Source organism: Crateriforma spongiae (assembly GCF_012290005.1).
Classification (GTDB): domain Bacteria; phylum Planctomycetota; class Planctomycetia; order Pirellulales; family Pirellulaceae; genus Crateriforma; species Crateriforma spongiae.
Genome location: NZ_JAAXMS010000001.1, coordinates 592464 through 614429 on the forward strand (window position 1 = coordinate 592464; position 21966 = coordinate 614429).

At 58.3% G+C, this 21966-nt stretch carries 17 protein-coding genes; 13 read left to right on the plus strand and 4 right to left on the minus strand.

Annotated features, from left to right (window positions below; all coding sequences use genetic code 11):
* Positions 1-147 precede the first annotated feature (147 nt).
* Positions 148-1683, plus strand: a complete 1536-nt coding sequence (locus tag HFP54_RS02220) for a hypothetical protein (protein ID WP_168563892.1) — start codon at positions 148-150, stop codon at positions 1681-1683.
* 21 nt (positions 1684-1704) lie between these two features.
* Here the strand turns inward: HFP54_RS02220 and HFP54_RS02225 are convergent, their stop codons facing one another.
* Positions 1705-2784, minus strand: coding sequence for a hypothetical protein (locus HFP54_RS02225; protein WP_168563893.1), 1080 nt, complete (start codon positions 2782-2784; stop codon positions 1705-1707).
* The gene (locus tag HFP54_RS02230; RefSeq protein ID WP_168563894.1) at positions 2775-3674 is read right to left on the minus strand and encodes a carbon-nitrogen hydrolase; all 900 of its coding nucleotides are present in this window, start codon (positions 3672-3674) and stop codon (positions 2775-2777) included. Before HFP54_RS02230 ends, HFP54_RS02225 begins: the two co-directional genes overlap by 10 nt.
* 25 nt (positions 3675-3699) lie before the next feature.
* Between HFP54_RS02230 and bioD the strand changes: the two genes are divergently transcribed.
* The 3 genes from bioD (at position 3700) to HFP54_RS02245 (ending at position 8762) form a co-directional block, all read left to right on the plus strand.
* Entirely contained in the window at positions 3700-4404 is a 705-nt protein-coding gene (gene bioD, locus HFP54_RS02235) for a dethiobiotin synthase (RefSeq protein WP_168563895.1), read from the plus strand.
* 381 nt (positions 4405-4785) lie between these two features.
* The gene (gene dnaG, locus HFP54_RS02240; RefSeq protein ID WP_235951191.1) at positions 4786-6795 is read left to right on the plus strand and encodes a DNA primase; all 2010 of its coding nucleotides are present in this window, start codon (positions 4786-4788) and stop codon (positions 6793-6795) included.
* Between the two features lie 287 nt (positions 6796-7082).
* The gene (locus tag HFP54_RS02245) at positions 7083-8762 is read left to right on the plus strand and encodes a sigma-70 family RNA polymerase sigma factor (protein WP_168563897.1); all 1680 of its coding nucleotides are present in this window, start codon (positions 7083-7085) and stop codon (positions 8760-8762) included.
* A gap of 234 nt (positions 8763-8996) precedes the next feature.
* Here the strand turns inward: HFP54_RS02245 and epmB are convergent, their stop codons facing one another.
* Complete coding sequence (gene epmB, locus HFP54_RS02250; protein ID WP_146412159.1) at positions 8997-10109, minus strand: EF-P beta-lysylation protein EpmB; 1113 nt, start codon at positions 10107-10109, stop codon at positions 8997-8999.
* 59 nt (positions 10110-10168) lie between these two features.
* Here epmB and efp point away from each other — a divergent pair, with 59 nt between their 5' ends.
* Positions 10169-10738, plus strand: a complete 570-nt coding sequence (gene efp / locus HFP54_RS02255) for an elongation factor P (RefSeq protein ID WP_146414230.1) — start codon at positions 10169-10171, stop codon at positions 10736-10738.
* 2 nt (positions 10739-10740) lie between these two features.
* On the plus strand, positions 10741-12093 hold the full coding sequence (gene mgtE, locus HFP54_RS02260; protein WP_168563898.1) for a magnesium transporter: 1353 nt from the start codon (positions 10741-10743) through the stop codon (positions 12091-12093).
* Positions 12094-12409: 316 nt separating this feature from the next.
* On the opposite strand, the gene HFP54_RS02265 is transcribed toward mgtE, so the two are convergent.
* A complete protein-coding gene (locus HFP54_RS02265; protein ID WP_235951192.1) occupies positions 12410-13681 on the minus strand; it encodes a hypothetical protein in 1272 nt (423 codons plus the stop codon).
* Positions 13682-13899: 218 nt separating this feature from the next.
* Here HFP54_RS02265 and HFP54_RS02270 point away from each other — a divergent pair, with 218 nt between their 5' ends.
* The 7 genes from HFP54_RS02270 to HFP54_RS02300 all read left to right on the plus strand — a co-directional run bounded on the left by HFP54_RS02270 (position 13900) and on the right by HFP54_RS02300 (position 21945).
* Positions 13900-15060: a DUF1570 domain-containing protein gene (locus tag HFP54_RS02270; RefSeq protein ID WP_168563899.1), complete on the plus strand. Its 1161-nt coding sequence runs from the start codon at positions 13900-13902 to the stop codon at positions 15058-15060.
* 245 nt (positions 15061-15305) lie between these two features.
* Positions 15306-16283 carry a Holliday junction branch migration DNA helicase RuvB gene (gene ruvB / locus HFP54_RS02275; RefSeq protein WP_168564174.1) on the plus strand — a complete coding sequence of 326 codons (978 nt, stop codon included), beginning with the start codon at positions 15306-15308 and terminating at the stop codon, positions 16281-16283.
* Positions 16283-17380 carry a tRNA preQ1(34) S-adenosylmethionine ribosyltransferase-isomerase QueA gene (queA, locus tag HFP54_RS02280; protein WP_168563900.1) on the plus strand — a complete coding sequence of 366 codons (1098 nt, stop codon included), beginning with the start codon at positions 16283-16285 and terminating at the stop codon, positions 17378-17380. The genes ruvB and queA overlap by 1 nt, the downstream gene beginning before the upstream one ends.
* Positions 17381-17483: 103 nt before the next feature.
* Complete coding sequence (locus HFP54_RS02285; RefSeq protein ID WP_168563901.1) at positions 17484-18092, plus strand: phosphoesterase; 609 nt, start codon at positions 17484-17486, stop codon at positions 18090-18092.
* A 37-nt stretch (positions 18093-18129) separates the two neighbouring features.
* Positions 18130-19275 (plus strand): cysteine desulfurase family protein, encoded by a 1146-nt coding sequence (locus HFP54_RS02290; protein ID WP_168563902.1) that lies wholly within the window; start codon positions 18130-18132, stop codon positions 19273-19275.
* 316 nt (positions 19276-19591) lie between these two features.
* On the plus strand, positions 19592-20890 hold the full coding sequence (locus HFP54_RS02295; protein ID WP_168563903.1) for a Gfo/Idh/MocA family protein: 1299 nt from the start codon (positions 19592-19594) through the stop codon (positions 20888-20890).
* Positions 20890-21945: a Gfo/Idh/MocA family protein gene (locus HFP54_RS02300; RefSeq protein ID WP_168563904.1), complete on the plus strand. Its 1056-nt coding sequence runs from the start codon at positions 20890-20892 to the stop codon at positions 21943-21945. Before HFP54_RS02295 ends, HFP54_RS02300 begins: the two co-directional genes overlap by 1 nt.
* Positions 21946-21966: the final 21 nt, after the last annotated feature.

Consider the following 21966-nt stretch of genomic DNA (forward strand, 5'->3'; position numbering starts at 1 on the left):
GTGAATGTTTTCTACAACATGGTGATGATGGTGCGTCGTGTCTTGGAACGATCGCCTCGAGATGACGACCGGCTGCATCGGTCGAACGGGGCGTGAATGAAATGGTTGGGCTGATTGAAAGGTTGGGTTGTGTCTGTGCGTTGCCGAATGAATCGTCTGGGAATCGCGTTTGCCGTTGTGGTCGTTTGTGGAGGCGTCGATGCGTCAGCCGACGATTCGCAGGTGGTGACCTATGAAGCGTTCGGAGCGGTCGGCGATGGCGTGGCGGACGACTTGCCGGCGATTTGCAAAGCACACGATCACGCCAACGAAAACGGCTTGAGCGTTCGGTCCAACCCCAAGGCGACCTATCATTTGGGCCGGAAAGCCCTAACGGCGGTGATCGCAACCAACACCGATTGGGGGACGTCCCAGTTCATCATCGACGACAGCGTGGATGTGGAGAATCACCGCAAGACACTGTTCGAAGTCCGTTCGCTATTGAAGCCAGCCAAGCTTGCGATCAAACGGCTGAAACGAGACCAAAAAAGCTTGGACGTCCGGCCCGAACAAGATTGCTATGTGCTGGTCTTCAACGACAAAGTGAAGCGTTACCGTCGTCGCGGACGTAACCAGAATTCGGGAACTGCCCAGCGTGACTGTTTTATTCTGCGTCGTGACGGTTCGATCGAAGGCAACATCGACTGGGATTATTCCACGGTCACTCGGGTGGTCGCCAACCCAATGGATCAGGATCGCTTGACGATTCGTGGCGGCCGATTCACCACGATCGCCAACCAGATGCGGCAGGACGTCGGGTACAACTATTGGTCTCGCAACATCAAGGTCTTTCGATCCAACACCGAAGTGGTCGGCTTGGAGCACCGAATCAAGGGCGAAGGCGAATTCGGGCATCCCTATTCAGGCTTCATCAGCGTCAGCGAGTGTGCGAATGTTGCACTTCGCGACTGCTTTGCCACCGGGCACAAGACGTACAAAACGATCGGGTCGGCCGGCCAGCCCGTCAGTATGGGATCCTATGACTATACGGCTAATTCGGTGGTCAATTTTTTGATGGTCGGTTGCCGGATGGATGGCATCTTGGATCGGTCGCTATGGGGCGTCATCGGCACCAACTTTTGCAAGAACATTCGTCTGAAGGATTGCGTGTTGTCACGGATGGACACGCACATGGGCGTGTCGGGGCGCTATGAGATTTTGGGGTGCACGCTGGGGCATGCGGGACTGAATGCAATCGGACGTGGGCGATTGTTAGTGGAAGATTCCACATTGCACGGTCGGTCGCTGGTCAATCTGCGCAGTGACTACGGCAGCACTTGGGAAGGCGAGGTCGTGATCAATCGATGCCGCTGGATTCCAGCGGCCGGAGCCCGGACGTGGCCGACCCTGTTGGGCGCTAGCAACGATGGCACTCACGATTTTGGTTACCCGTGCTTCATGCCTCAGTCGATCGCGATCGATCGATTGTTGGTGGACGATTCCGTTGTTCCCAGTGGGTACCAAGGCATGTACTTGTTGGCCGACCCGGACGGCAACCAGGAAGGCGATCCGGCGAAACGCCCCTTCCCCTACCGTCTGACGGAAACCATTCGGATCGGCACATTAAAGACGGCCAGCGGTAAGCCGCCGCTGGTTTCCGCGGACCCGTGGCTGCGGAAGTCCGTTTCGGTCGTCAATAAATAGGTCGGCGTGCCGGGCGCGGACCTAACGTTGCCGAACCAGACGGTCGATGTCGATTGAGTCGCGCCGTATTTGGTCGGCAATGTCCACGAGGAATCGTTTGGCATCTTGGGGATACCCGGCGGTGGGCTTCAGTGGCGTGTCGCCCTGATGGCGGGCCGCAAAGTAACGATTCAGGGCGCCCATCATGCGTTCGCGGATGTACTTGGCAATCATCGATGACAGGGCGACCGGTGCAAAACGGTCGCCTTTGACGGTGAAGTTCCATCGGATTTCACGATCACCATCGTCGACCGTGTAACGGCTGTTTCGCGAAGCTTCTTCGACGATCTTGATAGGCTCCGGTGTAAGTGCGTGTGTTGCGTTGTTTCGGTTTGCTGTTCCCAACGTTTGGCCGATCGCGTCCGCGTAGTAGCGGCGACCGCCGTGTCGGTCACAGAACACGTGGATGTCACCACGCAGCGTGCCATCGGTTGGGGCGGAAGCAATGGCATCACGGACCAGACCCAGCGACGCTTGGGTTAGCAGGTCTGATTTGTTCTTGCCATCGCCACAGATCTGGTTGAATCGGCCTGCCGTGATCACGCGGCAGTGGACGTTGCACAGACGGGCGACGCTGTATTCATCCGCCGTGGATGTGGGGCACCAATGATCCAGAATCGGGCGGACCGAATCCAGCGACGTCAGCGGCGGTGTGCCTTGCAGATCCAGCCAGGGTGTCTGCTCCCGGTCGGACGCGTCCTGGGGATTGATGCGGTCCAGCCAGTCGGTGAATTCGCGGCTGCAAGCCGAATTCTTTTCCGAGACTTCTAGCGTCGCGGCTACTGCGCTGGTCACCAGATGCAACGGCGTCAAAGCCGCGGGCAATTCATTCTCTGGCATCAACGACGTGGCGTTTTTAGATTTGCGTGATGCCGGACGGAAGATCGCTTTGGAATCGTCAATTCGAATCGTCGCTTCGCCGCAGCGGACCGGTTGTGCCAGGTGGTCAAAAGCCTTCGCAAAATCGGTCTCGGACGTCGGCAGTTTCCAGGTCGTGGCGACGATCACCAGCGGCCCCAGTTTGGGACCATAGCCCGCTTCGTCGGTCGCGATCAGCCACATCGTTTCGTTGTCGTGTCGTGGTGATCGATCCAGCGTCGTGTCAGATCGCCATAGTCGTCGATGCGCCGATCACGCAGGAAAGGCCAGTGAGTCCGCACCACGTCGATCTGCGGCAGTTGGCAATCGGCAATCAGAATGCCTTCCTCGTGGTCGCTCAATTGGCCCAACAATTGGCCGGTGGGTGAGGCGACGAAAGAGCTGCCCCAGAATTCCAATTTGCCTTCGACACCGATGCGGTTGGGGGCACCCAGAAACACGCCGTTACAGATCGCATGGGATCGCATCACGGTGATCCAGGCATCACGCTGGGCCGCACCGAATTCTGCTTTCTCCTCATCAATCCAGCCGATGGCGGTCGGGTACAACAGGATTTCCGCGCCGGCCAGGCTTAGCAGTCGCGCGGTCTCAGGAAACCACTGATCCCAGCAAATCGCCACGCCCAATCGGGCGACACTGGTCTGGATCGGCTGGAACCCGCCCGCGTCGCCGGGAGTGAAATAGAACTTTTCGTAAAACAACGGGTCGTCGGGGATGTGCATCTTTCGATACACGCCTGCCAGACTGCCGTCGGTGTCCAGGACCGCGGCGCTATTGTGGTACATCCCCGGGCCACGGCGTTCAAAAATCGGCGCGACAATCACCACGCCAAGCTCTTTGGCTATGCCGGCCAAACGATTGACGGTGGGGCCGGGAATCGGTTCGGCATCGTCGAATCGTCGGTGGTCTTCACTTTGGCACGGGTAGGGGCCATTGAAAAGCTCTTGCAAGCAGACCACGTTGGCGCCATCGGCGGCGGCCGCGTGGATCTGCTTTTCGGCTTGATCGACACAGGCAAACGCGGACCCTTGATCACGCATCTGGACCAGTGCCAGGCGAACGTTTTTTGTCACGTAGTTGAATCAACAGGTGGGTGGGTTGAATCCGGAATCAGAACAAAGGTCCCAAGCGAAGGTCTGGTTCATTGCGGGGACCGATACCGACGTCGGCAAGACGTACGTTACTGCATTGGTGGCCGCCGCATTGAACGAACAAGGAAAGCGGGTCGGCGTTTATAAGCCCGCCGCCAGCGGATGCAATCGGTCGGGCGATGAATTGGTTGCCGACGATGCCGTCCAGTTATGGCGGGCGGCCGGCAAGCCGTTGGAGTTGGACGCAGTGTGTCCCCAACGTTTCGAAGCGGCATTGTCGCCACCGGAATCGGCCAAACTGGCCGGACAATCCGTGGATCAGCGTCTGTTGGTGCGGGGGGCGGAACCTTGGCTTCGCGGCGAATTCGATGTTGTGTTGATTGAAGGAGCCGGCGGTCTGTTCAGTCCCATCAGCGACCAGTGGATGAACATCGATTTGTTCCAACAGTTTGATGATGCCCGTTTGCTGGTCGTAGCGGCCAATCGGTTGGGCTGCGTTCACCAGACGTTGGCGACATGTATCGCGGCGACGGAGCGACAGGTGTGCCCGGATGGGGTCGTGCTTTGCCAGACGCAGGACCAGCGACCGGCGTCGGCGGACAGCAACGCGGCGGCGATCGCACGATTCGGCCCGACAGCGGTCTGGGGGGAAATCGGCTTTGGTGCGTCGGAGATTCCTGGAAAACTGGTCCGGCAAGTCTTGGGCGGCTAAGGTCGCGACGCCGGAACGGAATTCGGACGCAGCCCCGTGGGGCGGATCGCCGCAGCTGTTCCCGTTTTTTGGGGCGAAAACCGGAGGCTTTAGCCAAAATCGGTTTCACCCGCGTTTTTCAGTCAAATGATCTTGACCCAGTGTTGGCCGTTGCGACAGACTCTTTGGCTGCTCTTGGCGAACTTGTTTTGCGACCCCCGTGGCCATCGATCGGATGGCCACGCGACACCGCAAAACCACGCTACAGGGATGTACGTAACGATCGAAAATTATCTGACGATTGGCCGGTCACGTTTTGGCGACCGGCGTCTGCCGTCCGGGAGGGACGGTTCGCCGTTTCGGTGACAGATGGACCGATCACTAGCACGGGAGAATTGTCGCTTGTCCACATCGGCGGACTACGACCTGAAAGAACGAGTGCGCGCCGCGGTCGACATCCTGGATGTCATCGGCCAAGGCACCGAAGTGCGTCCGCAGGGCCGCAACTTCGTCGTTCGCTGCCCGTTCCACAACGACCGCCGCCCCTCGCTGACCATCAACCCCGAACGCCAGTCTTGGAAGTGTTGGGTGTGTGACATCGGCGGGGATGTTTTCAGTTACGTGATGCAACGTGACGGGGTGGACTTTCCCACCGCCCTGCGAACCTTGGCCGAACAAGCCGGTATTGCGATGGAAGAATTCCGTCGCGGCAAGAAAACCAAGCCGGGCGATCCGGACGACCGCGCGACCTTGTTTGATGCGATCGCCGCGGTGGCTGATGCTTACTACAAGCATTTGGAACACGGCAAGGGCGACCAAGTCGATTTGGCTCGACAGTACTTGACCCAGCGAGGGATCAGCGACGAAAGCCGCCGGCGATTTCGGATCGGCTTTGCGCCCGACCAGTGGTCCTTTGCGATCGATCACTTGCAACAGAAAAACTTCAGCGGCGCGGTCGCCGAAGCCGCCGGTGTGGCCATCGCACGTGGCAGCGGCAACGGTCACTACGATCGTTTCCGTGGTCGGCTGATCTTCCCGATCCATGATTTGCAAGACCGTCCGATTTCGATGGGCGGCCGGGTCATTCCCGCAATCGCACAGCGCAGCGAAAACAGCGAAGCGGCCAAATACATCAACGGCCCCGAGACATTGCTGTTCCGAAAGTCGCAACAGCTTTACGGATTGCAACTTGCCCGGGACGCGATTCGTCACGGCGGCGAAGTCCTGGTGATGGAAGGCTACACCGACGTCGTCGCCGCACGACAAGCCGGCGTTGAACCGGTCGTCGCGGTGCTGGGGACCGCTTTGGGCGAAGCTCATGTTCGCATCCTGAAACGGTTCGCCCATCGCGTCGTCTTGGTGTTGGACGGTGACGATGCCGGCCAGCGTCGTGCCGATCAGGTGTTGGAACTGTTCGTTGGTGCGGGCGTGGATTTGCGTGTGTTGACGCTGCCCGATGGCGCGGACCCCGCCGACTTCATCCATCAAAACGGTGCCGACGCGTTCAACGAATTGGTCAAGCAGTCGCCCGACGCGTTTGATCACAAGCTGGCCAAGCTTTCCGAAGGCGTCGATTGGCGCAAGGATACCCACGCGGCATCCACCGCAATGGAATCGGTCTTGGGCATTATGGCCAAGTCGTCCGGCGATGACATTCGTCACGAACAGTTGATCGTCCGCTTGTCCGATGCGTCGGGCATCGCCGTTGATCGGATTCAGCGACGATTGGATGTGCTGCGGTCCGAACGAAGCCAAAATTCGCGAAAGCCTTTCGCGACCAAACGTCCATCACGTTCAACACCCCCGCCACGTCCGGCGCCGACCGGTGCCGCGGAACTTGATGTCAACGCGATGCTCAACGGCATGGCCGATGATGATGACGAATCAGCATCGCCCTACGCACCGGCGGTTATCTCCGGGCGATCGGCCGGCACGCCAAACGCACGTCTGACGCCGATCAGCGGAATCGACCGTGAACTGTTCGAAGCGTTGATCGAGTGTCCCGAGTTGGCCGGTATGGCGGTCGAAGCGATCGACCCGTCTTGGTTGTCCAGCAACACGGCACAGATGTTGTTGTCCGCCTATCAAGACCTGGATTTGGCCGGTCGTGATTTGGACGTCGATTCGTTGCTGTTGATGGTGGACAACGAACAATTGAAAAACCAAATCGTCACGCTTCAGCATCGCGTCGGCTTACGCAGCGGCCAATCATCCGAGGATGCCGACCGTCGCTACACCGCGATCATCACGCGATACCGCGAGCGCGAATTCGAGTCGGAAAAAACACGCCAGATCGAACGCTTGGCATCGGCCACCCTGGATGACGACCAGGAATTGGCCCTGTTAAAAGAACTGTTGGAAGCCGAGCGTTTCCGGCAAGGCATCGAAACCCCAACCGAGCAAGAAAATTAAGCGTTGCGTTGGTGTCGGCAAGCACGCCCAACGCACCGTCCCAGACACTGGACTTTAGACGAACCTTTAAGAACTTTTCGATCGCAAAATCGCTTTCGCTTTTCCCCGCAGGAGAAACACGGCCCAGCACACGACCGACGGATGGATACCAAAGTCGGCTGTCGGATGACCACCCGCAAAAATTGATCGGCCTCGGCCGGTCATGTCATCCGAACGCCGCAAACGTGAGAACGATTTTCATGACCCAGGCGTCACGACGGACGCTGAAAATAAGACGGAGCTTTCCGATGCAATTGATGGAACAAGACCTGAATGCGTTGATTGAAAAGGGAACCAAGGACGGTTACCTGACCTATGACGAAGTCAACGCGTATCTGCCGGACGAAGACGTTAATCCCGAAAAACTGAATCGGCTGATTCTGGCGATCGAACGCCGCGGCATTCGCCTGATCGAAGGCGCCGAAAAGAAGCGCTTGGTGGCCGCCAACTGCCCTGCCCCGAACGTTTCCGGTTTGACCGACATGGCCGCCGAGGCCGATGCGATGGGCGACGCCGAAGTCAGCCTGGCTGTCGCCGGCGAAACCAGCCGCACCAGCGATGATCCGATACGGATGTACCTGAGCCAAATGGCCAACATCCCGTTGCTGAGCCGCGAAGAAGAAATCTCGTTGGCGAAGAAGATCGAAATCACACGCCGACAATTCCGACGCACGCTGTTGGAATCCGATTACGCCCTGCGGTCGACCGTCGAAGTTTTGCACAAGGTTCACGAAGGCGAATTGCCATTCGACCGGACCATCAAGGTGTCGCTGACCGAGTGTCTGACCAAGGAACAGATCAGCCAACGCATGCCGCACAACCTGCGGACGTTGAATGTGCTGATCGCCCAGAACAAAGATGATTTCGGCATGCTGGTCCGACGCAGCACGTCGCCGCGATTGAAGGCGGAGGTCCGCAAGCGTTTCATTCGTCGCCGCCGCAAGTGTTTGCAACTGGTCGAAGAACTCAGTTTGCGCAGCCGACGCGTGACGCCGCTGTTGGGGCAAATGGAAAAGATTTCGCGACGCATGAATTTTCTGCGTGATCGGTTGAACAACTTGGGCACCGATGCACTCAGCCGTGACGAAGCGGCTGACATTCGACAAGAACTTCGTGAACTGATGTTGGTCACCCAAGAAAGCCCCACCAGTTTGCACAACCGCGTCACCAAGGCTCGCCGTCATTTCGAAGAATACGAAGCGACCAAACGCGAATTGAGCAGCGGAAACCTGCGACTGGTGGTCTCGATCGCGAAAAAATATCGCAACCGTGGCCTGTCATTCTTGGACTTGATCCAGGAAGGCAACACGGGCTTGATGCGTGCGGTCGACAAGTATGAATACCGTCGCGGATTCAAATTCAGCACCTACGCGACATGGTGGATTCGTCAAGCGATCACCCGTGCGATTGCCGATCAGGCACGCACCATTCGAATCCCGGTCCACATGATCGACGTGCTCAGCAAACTGCGTCAGGCGCAAAAACGCATGACACAAGAATTGCGTCGCGAACCGACCTATGAAGAAATCGCCGCCGCGACCGAAGTACCGATCGAAGAAGTCCGTCGCGTCATGGACATCGGGCGACATCCGGTCAGCTTGGATCGACCGGTTGGCGAGGGAGAAGACAGCAGCTTTGGTGAATTCATCGAGTCCAGCGAAGACTGCAATCCCGTCCAAACTGCCGCCAGCGGAATGCTGCGAGGCAAGATCGACGAATTGCTGAAGACGTTGACGTTCCGCGAACGCGAAATCATCCGTTTGCGTTACGGATTGGTCGACGGCTACAGCTACACGCTGGAAGAATGCGGTCGCATCTTCAAGGTCACCCGTGAACGTGTCCGTCAGATCGAAGCCAAGGCGGTTGCCAAGTTGCAGAGCCCCTCGCGTGCCGATCGATTGGCCTCGTTCTTGAAGACTGCCGCCTGATCGCGCCGGCTTTGCGGCACCTTTCAAACGCAGCGCCACAATGAAAAGAGCGGAACGTACGGATCGCGGCATCGGTACGCCAATGCCCGAACCACGCCGCCGCTCCATTCGGCTCCCAACCCCCGATTCAGTCCGGATTCGGTCGGGTGGTTTGGGCCGTCCCGCACGCACACGTGCGTGCGACGAAGAGAACGCCGGGTTCGAACACGGCATGATCCATCGAATGGTGTCGGCCTAGGTGTCGGCGATCGGGGTTTTCGACGCCGCGCCGCATTGTTCTTGGACGTATGTCGGCACCGCGTAACCCGGTAGACGCGTTCGCAATTGCTGCACGATCGCTCGCCCACGATCGGGCGAAACTTCGAAATGGGCCGCGCCACGTACGCGGTCCAGTTGGTGCAGGTAATACGGTTGGACTCGCAGATCGACCATGCGTCGGCACAGGGTTTCAAGGGTGGCCACGTCGTCGTTGACTCCGCGCAGCAAGACGGCTTGGTTCAATACGGGGATTCCACCATCGACCAACGCCGCGATTGACGCTTCGACGTCGCCGTCGATTTCCGACGCATGGTTACAGTGGACGACCATCCAACTGGTGGCGTGACCTTCGTGCAGCATCGACACCAGTTCCGGCGTGACACGGCTGGGAATGACGATCGGCATTCGGCTGTGCAGACGGATGCGGCGGACGTGTTCGATCTGGTTCAATCGTTCCAGCAATCCGCCCAGCACGTCATCGGTCAGCGTCAGCGGGTCACCACCGCTCAGTAAGACTTCGTCGATGTCTTTTCGTTGGCTTAGGAAATCGATCGCATCATTCCAGTGGGTGCCCACACCCGACATGTCGCTGTAGGGGAATTCGCGTCGAAAGCAATAACGACAATGGATCCCGCACGCCGCGGTGGTGATCATCAGGGCGCGTCCGTCGTATTTCTGCAGCAAACCCTGGCAGGCGGTTGCGTTTAGGTCGCCGACCGGATCGGCGGCGAATCCGGCGACCGTCTGGTCTTCATCGGCGATCGCGAGGACCTGTCGCAACAACGGATCGTGGGGATCGCCGGGCCGGATGCGGGCCAAAAATTCGGGCGGCACGAATGTGGGAAACGCTTCGTCGCGACACAGCGGGACTCGGCCCGCCAGCCCCAGATGGTCCAACAGTGTGGCGGAATCGCGGATCGCCGCTTTCATCGATTGACGCCAATCCTGCGCCGGGGGGTGGGCCTGTGGACGTCGGCGGGACCCGCCCGCGACAAAACGGCGATCGGCCGCTAAACTTCGCGACCTTTGAGGGATTCCCTGATGTAACGCCGGTTCGGGCCGACCGATTCCGGCGGAGTCCTTGTTCATTTCTCGAATCCAGTTTGTATCTCGAAAGCGGAGCCTGGCCGGACAGCTGGGATGAAGACGTGGCGACCTATAACACAAGTGACTTCCGCAAAGGTCTGAAAGTCCAGATCGACGGCGAACCCTATCTGATGATCGAAATGAACTTCGTCAAGCCTGGTAAGGGCAACGCACTGTACAAGTGCAAGATGAAGAACCTGATCCGGGGCACCACGCTGGAACGGACTTACAAAGGTGGAGACAGCTTGGAATCCGCCGATGTCGAAACCACCGAGGTCAGTTTCCTGTATCGCCAGGGCCAGGACTATGTGTTCATGGACGGCCAGACCTTCGAACAGTACGAAGTCGCCGAGGCCGTCGCGGGCGATATCTGGAAATACCTGAAGGACGGCATGAAGTGCACGATGACGTTGTACAACGGCAACGCGATCATCGTCGAAGCACCATTGCAGGTCGAACTGGAAGTCGTCGATTGTGCCCCGGGTGCCAAGGGCGACACTGCCACCAACGTCACCAAGCCCGCAAAGGTTGAAACGGACGCCGAATTCATCGTGCCCGGCTTCATCAAGATCGGAAACGTCATCAAGGTCGACACACGCACCGGCGAATACGTCGAACGAGTCAGCAACTGATCATGACGAACACTCTGTTCCTGCCCGAATTGCGCGAAATGCTCGCCGACAACAATCGGGCGGAACTGGAGGAGTTCTGCACCACCCTGAACGCCGGCCGAACGGCCGAGTTCATGGAGGGGCTGACCGACGCCGAAGTCTGGCAGGTGTTGCAGTTCGCCCAGCCCGAGCGAAGGTCAGAAATTTTCGGCTACTTCGACGAAGAACGCCAGTTGTCGATGTTGGCCCAACAGCCGACCGAGCAAGTGGCGGAGCTGGTCGAAGAACTGGCAGCCGACGATCGCGTCGACTTGCTCCAGCAACTGGACGACGAACACGTCGACACCATTTTGCCGCTGTTGCCGGTCGAAGAACGGCGGGACATCCAGCGGTTGCGGTCCTATGCCGAAGGCACCGCCGGTTCGCTGATGACGACGGAGGTCGCCAAGCTGGCCGATCGGTTGACGGCACGCGAGGCGTTGGAGGAACTGAGCCGTCAAGCCAGCGAACTGGAAACGATCTATTACTTGTACGTCGTTGATGATGACAATCACCTGCGCGGCATCGTTTCCACGCGGCAATTGGTTTCATCGCTGGCCCAGCCGCATCGCACTTTGCGGGAGATGATGGAAACCGACGTCGTCGTTGCCATGGTCGACGAAGACCAGGAATCGGTTGCCGAAAAAGTTGAACATTTCAATCTGTTGGCGATCCCCGTCTTAGATCCGGGACGCCAATTGCTGGGCATCATCACGCACGACGATGTGATCGATGTCGTCCGCGAAGAATTGACCGAGGACGCCCAGCGGATCGCTGCGGTCACGCCGCTGGAGCGTGATTTTTTGCGCATCGGCTTGGTGACGCTTTCGTGGAAACGCGGGATCTGGCTGACCATCCTGTTCTTTGCCGCACTGCTGACCGCGTTTGCGTTGCGGCACTATGAACTGGAATTGGAAACCTACGCCTGGTTGGTCTGGTTCATTCCGCTGATCATCAGTGCCGGCGGAAACTCGGGCAGCCAATCGGCCACGTTGGTGATCACGGCCATGACCGGTGGCGAGATCGAGCTGCGGGATTGGCGCACGGTTCTGATGCGGGAAAGCGTCGTATCGTTGATGCTGGGCGGGTTCATTGCGGTGATCGGTTACGCCGTTGCTTTCTTCATTGCACCCTGCCCCTCCGACGCTTTGGTCATTCCGCTGACATTGCTGGCGGTGATGATCACCGGATGTCTGTGTGGGGCGACGTTGCCGCTGGTGTTCAAGCGGCTGGGGTTGGACCCCGCATTGATGAGCAATCCGTTTGTCGCCGGGATCGTCGACATCATGGGGATCGTCATCTACATCAACGTCGCCCGGATGATCCTGGCCAATTGATCGGGCGGCTGTTTCGGACGGCTGTTTCGGGAGCACCGCTGTCGGGATGAATGGGACTCCATACAGTCGCCGCGACCCACCAAGTCCCGCCGCCGGCTGATTGATTCGCGAGTTTCGGCTTCGGGGGGGTTCAATTATCAACCCGTCTCAAGCTCGATTCTAAATTGCTTCCAATGTATATTTCGAAGCAGTGACAGGTGCTTGCACCCGTTGCGGCGTTCGAAGCGTTTTGCCCCAACGTTTCGGACGTTTTTTTATGCGCTGATTTTCGGGCGGATCGGGCGATATCGGATTGCCGGGGCGTTTTGCCCGATCATCAGGGCAACGGGATGTCTTGCAGGACGAACGGGACTTCGTTGCGGATGACCGCGGTCGGCGACAGATATTTCAGCCGGTAACCGGTCGGATCGTCACCGACGTCGAACAAGTATCCGATTCCCAGTTCCTCGGTTGTTTGGCGGAACACCTGAAACCCCAGGTGGTCGACACGCGTGTCGTCTGGGGCGACCAAGAAAATCTCGTTGTCCATCAGCCATTGGCGGTGGCTCTCCAATGCCCGATCCGCGTTCTCAATGGTGATGGAAAGCCGGACCTCGTGAAGCGGCCCGTTGGGGCGGACGTCCAAACGCTTGACCGTCATCGCGTCGATCGACACGGCATCAGGCGTTCCGACCAGGGGAACGGTGAAACGTTTACGTCGTCCCGGAAGCAAGGCCTGGATGACGCCACCGATTCGCTGGATCTTGCTGGCTTTGGCGGCCGGCAATTCCAGCGGCAGATAAAACTCACTGAACGCGATGTCGCTGGCCGTCGCGACGTCGATCGTTTCGCTGCTGGCTTGCGACTGCAGACGTTGACCGGAATCCAGGGTGACCGCGATTTGGTCGACCGGAATGGTCAATCCGATCGGTGTGATCCGCGGTTCCCAGGCGATTTCCATGCTGACGTTCAGTCCGCTCAAGCTGGGTTGCCGTAAGATCCGACGTGCCGTTACCGACGTCGGTTCGATGCGATAGATACCGGCGTAAACGGCGGCGCCCACGCGGTCGGGACGATCCTCGTCGCGCGGCGTCAGCATCAGCGTTTCGCGGTCACCGCCGTAGAAATTGATGTCCAATTCGGCTTGGTCCAAAACCAGATCGATCGCATGCCAGAACGTCAACGGCGTGGCGACCGGATCCACCGGTTGTGTTCGGTCGCTGTTACATTCGAATTCGACGCCGCTGTCGCGACTGATCGCTTCCAGTGCTTCGCCCAGGTTGCTGACATCCCCCAGGTCGATCCGGATATCCGCCACCTCGCGGGCCGCCTGCTGCTTTCGCAGGACCTCCACAATCCGCCGGATTCGATCCGCCGCCTCGGGCGAGAGTCGTGGGTCATCGGGTTCGGGCAACCAAGACAGTGTCTCCGCGCCGGCTTCGATCAGCGATCGCTCGGCCGCCTGTCGAATCGCCGCCGCATCGGCGTCCAATTCGTCGATCCATTCCAAGACGTCGTCGCGCAGCGTGTCCGGATTGGAATAGTCATCCTGGGCCGATAGGGGACCGACCGTTGCAAAAACGATCAGCAAACTGGCGATCCGATTCACACAACCGACTCTGGTAACCGGCCGAAAGCGGGCCGGCCTGACATTCGATGAAACCGTCATGATCCGACTGATGCCTCAATCGTGTTCGACTGTGGTGGTGTGGCGTGGGGAAACATTTCCGTCGGCGGACGCGAAGATTGATCTTAACCTAAGTTTTTGGTGCAGATGCTGTGCGACCGTGATGAACTTGTGTACCGAGCGACGAGAGTCGATTTGACATGCCTGAACCGACCGACCAGCCGTCTTCGTCGACTGAACGCGTTCAGGCTCGGCGATGCTGCGGCAGCGTTTCCTTCCGGCGTGTGTTTCAGCTTCTGATGTTCGCGGCTTTGGTGCTGGTATTGCCCGCGATGTCGCTGTCGGCGACGCCACCCGCGTTGATCCGGTTCAACTTGAATGGCCACCTGCAGACCGGTTTGGAACTGATTCGGATAGGAAAAGAATCGGTGGTCATTGGTCGCGATGGAGCCCTGCATTCATTGGATCCGCGGGATTCGAACGAGTATTTGGGACGAGCCAAGGGCGAATACGAACCGCTGGGCAGCGCCGAATTGGCCAACCGATTGCGACGAGAGTTCGGTGACCGTTTCGAAGTTGTCGCCACAAAACACTTTCTGGTGGTGCAGCCCAAAGGCCGTGGTCGCAAGTGGCCCGACCTGTTTGAACAGTCACATCAGATTTTTGTCCGCTACATGACCCAACGCGGGGTGCATGTTCGACGCGGGCGTTTTCCGATGGTGGCCGTCGTTTTCCCCGACAGCCGTTCGATGTATCGCGAGTTTGCCCGACTGGGATTGGACGTCTCGCGTGTCGCGGGCATCTATTCGAACAATACCAATCGAGTCATGACGCATGATTCGGGACACATCCAGATGATTGTTGCCACCGTGCGGCACGAGGCTGCCCACCAGTCGGGTTTCAACAGTGGTGTGCACAGCCGAGTCAACGACACGCCTCGTTGGGTCACCGAGGGGATCGGTCAGTTGTTCGAACCGGCCGCCATGGGCAACGTCCGCGCCGGCAGCGATTCACGCAGCCGCATCAATCGCGAAAGTTTGCATCAGCTGACCAAGACATACGGGCGTTTCGACAACACCACGTTCGCACGCGACCTCAGGCGACTGGTCATCGACGATCGATTGTTTGACGGCGAACCTTCAATCGGCAACGCCTATGCGATCGCATGGGCGATGATGTTTTACTTGGCCGAGCGTGAACCACAACAGTTCGCGTCGATCCTGAACCACACCGCCGGCCGACCCGCGTTCAAGACGTATGAGCGACACGAACGAATCGCTGATTTTGAACGCATCGTGGGCGGATCGACCGCCGATTTCGCCAAAAAACTTGCCGCGTATCTTCGGCACCTGCAAGGCTGAATCGGCCCGAATTCGCCGACGGGAAAAGCCGTCAAGGTCCACGGTCCGCCGTGCCCCCCTGCCTCGGTTGCGTGTTGGTCGATCTGACCTGAAACGCTAGAGTGATACGCAGGTAATTCAGGGAGGCAGGTGTGGCACGCGAAGCGATCTATCAACAAGACGACCCCGAACCGATCGGCGGCCTACGCGGATCAGGATCCGGATCCGAAGTTCCGCCGGGATCGGCGAGCGTGGGTGGCGACGGCATGCCCGATCGACCCGACCAAGACGTGCGTCTTCGGCCGCGACGGATGGACGAAATGGTCGGCCAGCGGGACGTGATCGAACGCTTGAAGATTGCCATCGATGCCGCCCAGCGACGCGGCGAGCCACTGGGGCACATCCTTTTCGACGGACCGCCCGGATTGGGCAAGACGACCTTTGCAACCGTCATTCCGGTCGAAATGGACACCACCGTCCAAATGGCCAACGGCGCCGGCTTGAAAGCTCCGAAGGACTTGCTGCCCTATCTGACCAATGTGTCCGAAGGCTCGGTGCTGTTCATCGATGAGATCCACCGGATTCCCAAGAGCGTCGAAGAGTACCTGTACACGGCGATGGAAGACTATCGCATTGACATCGTCTTGGGCGACGGCGTGAACGCGCGGACGCTGAACTACGAAATCAAACCGTTCACCTTGATTGGTGCGACCACGCGAGCCGGGATGTTAAGTGCACCGTTGCGGGATCGGTTCCAGATCCGCGAACACCTCGGCTGGTACAGCCAACAGGACCTTTGTCAAATCGTCCAGCTGAACTCGAAGAAGCTGGGGTTGGACGTCGATCCACAGAGCGAAAAAATTGTTGCCTCGCGCAGTCGCAGCACTCCCCGGCTGGCCAATAATCGTTTGCTGTGGGTGCGCGACTATGCCCAAAGCAAAGCCGAAGGCAAAGTCGACGCCGGCTTGACCACCGCGGCCTTGGACATGATCGGGATCGACCCGCTCGGTCTGGATCGCCAAGACCGCAACTACTTGGAAACTCTGATCCGCGTCTTCGTCGGCGGACCCGCCGGTTTGGAAGCGATCGCCCACACCATGAATGTCAGCAGTGATACGTTGGAAGACGAAGTGGAACCGTTCTTGTTACGCAGCGAATTGATCGTGCGCACACGCCGTGGTCGAATCGCCACGGCCAAAGCGTTCGAACACCTGAAGTTGGCGCCACCGGAGGCGACCGGCTGATGAGTGAACAGGTCGAACAAGAAATCGATGCGTACGATTACACCCTGCCACGTGAACGAATCGCCCAAGAACCGCTGAAGGTCCGCAGCGATTCACGATTGATGATCGTCGATCGCCAAACCGGCCAAATCGAACACAGCCACGTCCGTGACATCCGCGAGCACTTGCGGGCCGAAGACGTCTTGGTGCTGAACAACAGCAAGGTTGTGCCGGCCAAATTGGTCGGGTACCGCACGCGTACCGGCGGACGTTGGCAGGGTTTGTTCCTGCGTTGCGACAGCCAGTCCGGTGTCTGGGAAGTGTTGACCAAGACACGGGGCACGCTGCAAATCGGCGAAACGATCACGATCCAAGACCGCGACGGTCGCGACGGCATGCTGCTGGAAGTCGTCGCGCGGACCGAAGGCGGACATCTGTTGGCGTTGCCCCGAATGCCGGATTCGCATTGGGAAGACGACTCGTTCGATCAGCCTGTCCAGTGGTTGGAACGCTTCGGTCGGGTTCCCCTGCCGCCTTACATTCGCGACGGCCAGATGGTCGACGCGGACATCCAAAACTACCAGACGGTTTTCGCCAGCGATGCGGGCAGCGTTGCAGCGCCGACGGCAGGATTGCACTTCACCGATCGCTTGTTGGATGAAATTCGCAAAGGGCAGACGGCGATTGCCGAAGTCACTCTGCACGTGGGTATCGGCACGTTCCGTCCCATCGCCACCGATCGGCTGGACCAGCACCAGATGCACGAAGAATGGGGGCGTTTGGACGACGCCAACTGCACCGCCATCAACGACCGAAAATCCGGGGGCGGCCGACGAATCGCGGTGGGCACCACGTCGGTTCGTGTTTTGGAAAGTGCGGCGGCGCACCATGACGGCGTGCTGCGACCGTGGACGGGAACCACCGATTTGTTCATCAAGCCGCCCTACCAATTCGCCGCGGTGGATGCGCTGATGACCAACTTTCACCTGCCCAAAAGCAGCCTGTTGGTCTTGGTCAGTGCCTTTGCCGGACGCGAACTGATCATGGAAGCTTATCACAAGGCCATCGAAAACGAGTACCGCTTCTTCAGCTATGGCGATGCGATGCTGTTGATTTGATGCAGCAACACGTTGGTGATTGCCATGGAGCCCGAACGCCCAATGTGACCAAGCTCGCTGACAACGGTACCTTCTAAAACCTTTGACACCCTGACGTTCCCGCATGTCCGCAGACGAACAAATCCTGGTCATCCCCGAATCGTTCATTGATTCCATCGGCACGATCGACGGTTTCCAACGCGACGTTGATCGCTTTTTGGATCCGATCCTGCAAAGCGACCAACTGACCTTTGGACGTCGTGGCGACATGGAAACGGACCCGTCGTTCAAGCAGCTGATTCCCTATGTCGTTTTGCAGTGGAACGACGACAACGATAATGTCCATGTTTTCACCTACACCCGGGGCGGCGGATCCGGTGAAGCCCGGCTGCATGCCAAACGCAGTATCGGTATTGGCGGACACATCAGTGCCGAAGACGCCCAGGGTGACGGCAATCCCTATTTGATCGGGATGCAACGTGAACTGGATGAGGAAGTCGAGATTGATACGGCTTACCAAGACGTTCGCGAAGGCTTGCTTTACGACCCATCCAATGATGTCGGCAAAGTGCACTTGGGAATCGTGCACCGGTTTGTATTGCAATCGCCTTCGGTGAAGAGTCGTGAAGATGATCTGGCCGAAGGCGGTTTCGTGCCGCTGGACGAACTGCGGAATCAGTTCGAGCGTCTGGAGACGTGGAGCCAGTTGACACTGACGGCGCTTTACGGCTGAACACCGCTGTCGAAATCATCGCGTTGCTGCTGTCATCATGATCTACCTTGACCATCACGCCACGACGCCGTGCGATCGCCGTGTTGTCGAAGCGATGTTGCCTTGGTTGACGGACCATTTTGGCAATCCGCATAGCATTTCGCATGAATTCGGACGCGTTGCGGCCAACGCGATACAGGCGGCGATCGATGATTTGGCCGCCAACTTGGATGTGCCCGCCGACAACGTGGTGATCACCAGCGGCGCCACCGAAAGCAATCTGCTGGCGATTCGCGGCGTGTTGTGTCATCCCAGGCAACAGCGGCGGAAATTGGTCACCGTGACGACCGAGCACCCGTCGGTGCTGGACGTGGCTAAAGAAATCCAAGCGGACGGATTCGACGTGACTTTTGTCGGCGTGGACGATCAAGGCTTGGTCGATCAACAACAGCTTGCATCGGAGCTGGATGACGACACCGCTTTGGTCAGTGTGATGTGGGCCAACAACGAAATCGGCACCATCCCGGACATCCAAGCGATCGCAAGTCTGGTGCACCAGCACGGTGCGTTGCTGCACAGCGATGCGACGCAAGCCGTCGGACGCATTGCCGTGCATGCACGACGGGATGATGTTGATCTGATCAGTGGATCGGCGCACAAGTTCTATGGCCCCAAGGGCGTCGGTTTTTTGACCATTGGCAACGGGAATCGACGCGTCCGGATCCGGCCCATTCAGGTCGGCGGCGGGCAACAACGCGGCCGCCGTGGCGGGACCATGAATCCATCGTCGGTCATCGCGATGGCGACCGCCCTGCGTTTGGCCTGCGATGAGATGCAGGCCGAATCCGAGGTTCGCGAGCTTCGTGATCTACTGTGGCAAACGCTGTCACAGCAAATTGACGGACTGAAAATCAATGGCCCATCGCTTGATACGGATAGCCGTTTAGTCGGCAATCTGAACGTGATGGTCGCCGACATTGAAGGCGAAGCCTGGATGGCGGCAACGCCCGAAGTGGCTTTTAGCAGTGGTTCGGCATGCAGCAGCGTCGATCCGTCGCCCAGTCATGTCTTGACCGCACTTGGACTCAGCGAATCTCAGGCACGACGCAGCGTTCGCTTCGGTATCGGACGCGGAAACACGGAAGATGAGATCCGCCACGCCGCGGGTCTTCTGGTGAAGTCGTACAAACGGTTGTCTGGCTGACAAAGACGGCACCACCGGCCTTTGGTGACGGTCGCGACATCAACGTGCCGCGGTGCGATTCAGTGTAGCTGTGGCGAAACGCCGTCGTTCTCGGACTGGAATTCTCCACGCAACACGGTCGCGGTCTGATCATGTTGCAATGGATTTCGCTGGTCATCCCGCTAGCCGTACCAGATGGGAACTCATGACCAGCGTGGTGCATGCTTGTCGCCAGGAACGGGTAAGCTGGGAAAGACGGTTGGCTTCACCTCAGGCTGACCTGCAATGCACTCCGGCGATTCATTTCCTTACCGCAAGTTCACGACGAAGATTTACGATGGACCTGAAACGCAACTGTCAACGCGATCGTAGACTCTTTTTGAAAACGGGGGTCGCCGCCGCAACTGCCTGCGCAATCGGCCGGCCGACACGTGCCGATGATGTCTCGCCGAACGAACGAATCACGATCGGCATCATGGGGCTTAACGGTCGTGGGTCCGCAATCATGAAAGGCATGCTTGCCAGCGGACAAGTTGACGTGGCCTATTTATGCGACGTCGATGAACGAGCTATGCAGCGGGCAGCCAAAATTGCCAGCGAGAAGCAATCTTTGACGCCGAAAATGATTGGCGATTTCCGGCAGATTTTGGACGATCCATCCGTTGACGCATTGATCTGTGCCGCACCGAACCATTGGCATTCGCCCGCAACGATTATGGCGTGCGGCGCAGGAAAGCATGTGTATGTTGAAAAGCCCTGCAGCCATACACCGGCCGAAGGCGAGCTTGCGATCGCCGCGGCTCGCAAGAACGATCGTATCGTTCAAATGGGAAATCAACGCCGATCTTGGCCCGGCATCATCGAAGCAATTCAAAAGGTTCATCAAGGCGACATCGGCAAAACGCTTTACTCGCGGACTTGGTACAACAATCGTCGCCAGTCGATCGGGATCGGCAAACAAACCGATCCGCCCGCTTGGTTGGACTGGGAGCTTTGGCAGGGCCCCGCACCCAGGCGACCGTTCAAAGACAACGTGGTGCATTACAACTGGCACTGGCATTGGCACTGGGGAAACGGTGAACTTGGCAACAACGGCGTGCACGCCATTGATGTCGCGCGTTGGGGGTTGCAGGTCGACTATCCAATTCAAGTGACCGCAGGTGGTGGGAAGTATCGTCACGATGATGACCAAGAAACGCCCGACACGATGATGGTGACGTACGATTTCCCAAATCAGAAATCGATCACTTGGGAAGGTTTATCGTGGTCGCCACTCGGGCCGCATGATTCCCAATTTGGGATCAGCCTGCATGGCACCGAAGGCTCGATCGTGATTCGTGGTGGTGGATACGTTCAATACGACATGAAAGGACAGGAAGTCGCCGCGGGGTCCGGTGCCGCCGGTGACCAAGACCACTTTGAAGACTTTTTGATGGGCGTTCGCGAGCATCGCCGAACCAATTCGGATATCGAAGGAGCCCACAAGAGCACACTGCTTTGTCACCTGGGCAACATCGCCTATCGGACCAGCGGTACGCTGAAGACTAATGGAGGCAATGGGCATCTTGTCCAGAATGCCGAAGCAGAATCCTATTGGTCACGCGAATACGCCAGGGGTTGGGAGCCGAAAGTCTGATGCCGGAACGAAAACAACTTGCACGGTTGATCATCGCTTTGTTCTTTTGCTGGTCCGGGTTCCTGGGATCGACCGCAACTTGCCAAGAAAGCGGTGCCAATCCAGCCAATGGCATCATTCGCGTCGGAATCATCGGCTTGGACACATCCCATGTTCCTGCGTTCGCTCGAGAGTTCAATGCGGTTCCGGCGAACCCCGACATGATGGGCTGTCGTGTTGTGGCGGCCTATCCGTACGGCAGTCGTACGATCGAGTCCAGCTACAGCCGCATCTCAAAGTACACCGAAGCGGTGCAGGAACTCGGCGTCACCGTGGTCGATTCGATTCCGGAACTGCTCGGGCAAGTCGATTGTGTATTGTTGGAAACCAACGACGGAAAGCCTCACCTTGCTCAAGCCCTTGAGGTATTCAAAGCCGGAAAGCCGGTTTTTATTGACAAGCCGGTTGCATCGAATCTGGCCGAGGTCGTCGCGATCTACCGTGCCGCGCAGCATTACGGCGTGCCGATGTTTTCCAGTTCATCGTTGCGCTACACCGACAGCGCCCAAGCGATCCGTGGCGGAAAGATCGGCAAGGTGCTGGGATGCAACGCTTACAGTCCCGCGTCGACAGAACCATCACACACGGATCTGTTTTGGTACGGGATCCACGGCGTCGAGATCCTTTTCACTTGCATGGGAACGGGGTGCCAATCGGTCAGCCACACCTCCACCGATGGCCGTGAGTTGGCCGTGGGGATTTGGGATGGGGGACGCATCGGAACGTTTCATGGCATGCGTGAAGGCACGAAAAGCTATGGCGGAACGGCTTTCGGATCCGACGCGATCAGGCCGATCGGCCCGTACGGTGGTTACAAGCCACTGGTGCTGCGGATTGCCAAGTTTTTCCGCACCCGAAAGCCGCCGATTGATCCGGCCGAAACGATCCAGTTGTACGCCTTCATGCAAGCGGCTGCCGAAAGCACACAACGCAACGGACAAGCCGTCACCATCACGGAAGTCATGCAAGTCGCCGAATCGAAAGCCGACGAACTGCTTTCGGACAAACTGGACTGATCGACGGGTTTGCAAACGCGG

Coding starts and splice junctions, on each gene's coding strand:
- HFP54_RS02295 (WP_168563903.1), top strand. CDS start 19,592: ATGGACCTGAAACGCAACTGTCAACGCGATCGTAGACTCTTTTTGAAA.
- mgtE (WP_168563898.1), top strand. CDS start 10,741: ATGACGAACACTCTGTTCCTGCCCGAATTGCGCGAAATGCTCGCCGAC.
- HFP54_RS02290 (WP_168563902.1), top strand. CDS start 18,130: ATGATCTACCTTGACCATCACGCCACGACGCCGTGCGATCGCCGTGTT.
- HFP54_RS02270 (WP_168563899.1), top strand. CDS start 13,900: ATGCCTGAACCGACCGACCAGCCGTCTTCGTCGACTGAACGCGTTCAG.
- epmB (WP_146412159.1), bottom strand. CDS start 10,109: ATGAACAAGGACTCCGCCGGAATCGGTCGGCCCGAACCGGCGTTACAT.
- HFP54_RS02245 (WP_168563897.1), top strand. CDS start 7,083: ATGCAATTGATGGAACAAGACCTGAATGCGTTGATTGAAAAGGGAACC.
- HFP54_RS02225 (WP_168563893.1), bottom strand. CDS start 2,784: ATGTGGCTGATCGCGACCGACGAAGCGGGCTATGGTCCCAAACTGGGG.
- HFP54_RS02220 (WP_168563892.1), top strand. CDS start 148: ATGAATCGTCTGGGAATCGCGTTTGCCGTTGTGGTCGTTTGTGGAGGC.
- HFP54_RS02300 (WP_168563904.1), top strand. CDS start 20,890: ATGCCGGAACGAAAACAACTTGCACGGTTGATCATCGCTTTGTTCTTT.
- HFP54_RS02285 (WP_168563901.1), top strand. CDS start 17,484: ATGTCCGCAGACGAACAAATCCTGGTCATCCCCGAATCGTTCATTGAT.
- ruvB (WP_168564174.1), top strand. CDS start 15,306: ATGCCCGATCGACCCGACCAAGACGTGCGTCTTCGGCCGCGACGGATG.
- queA (WP_168563900.1), top strand. CDS start 16,283: ATGAGTGAACAGGTCGAACAAGAAATCGATGCGTACGATTACACCCTG.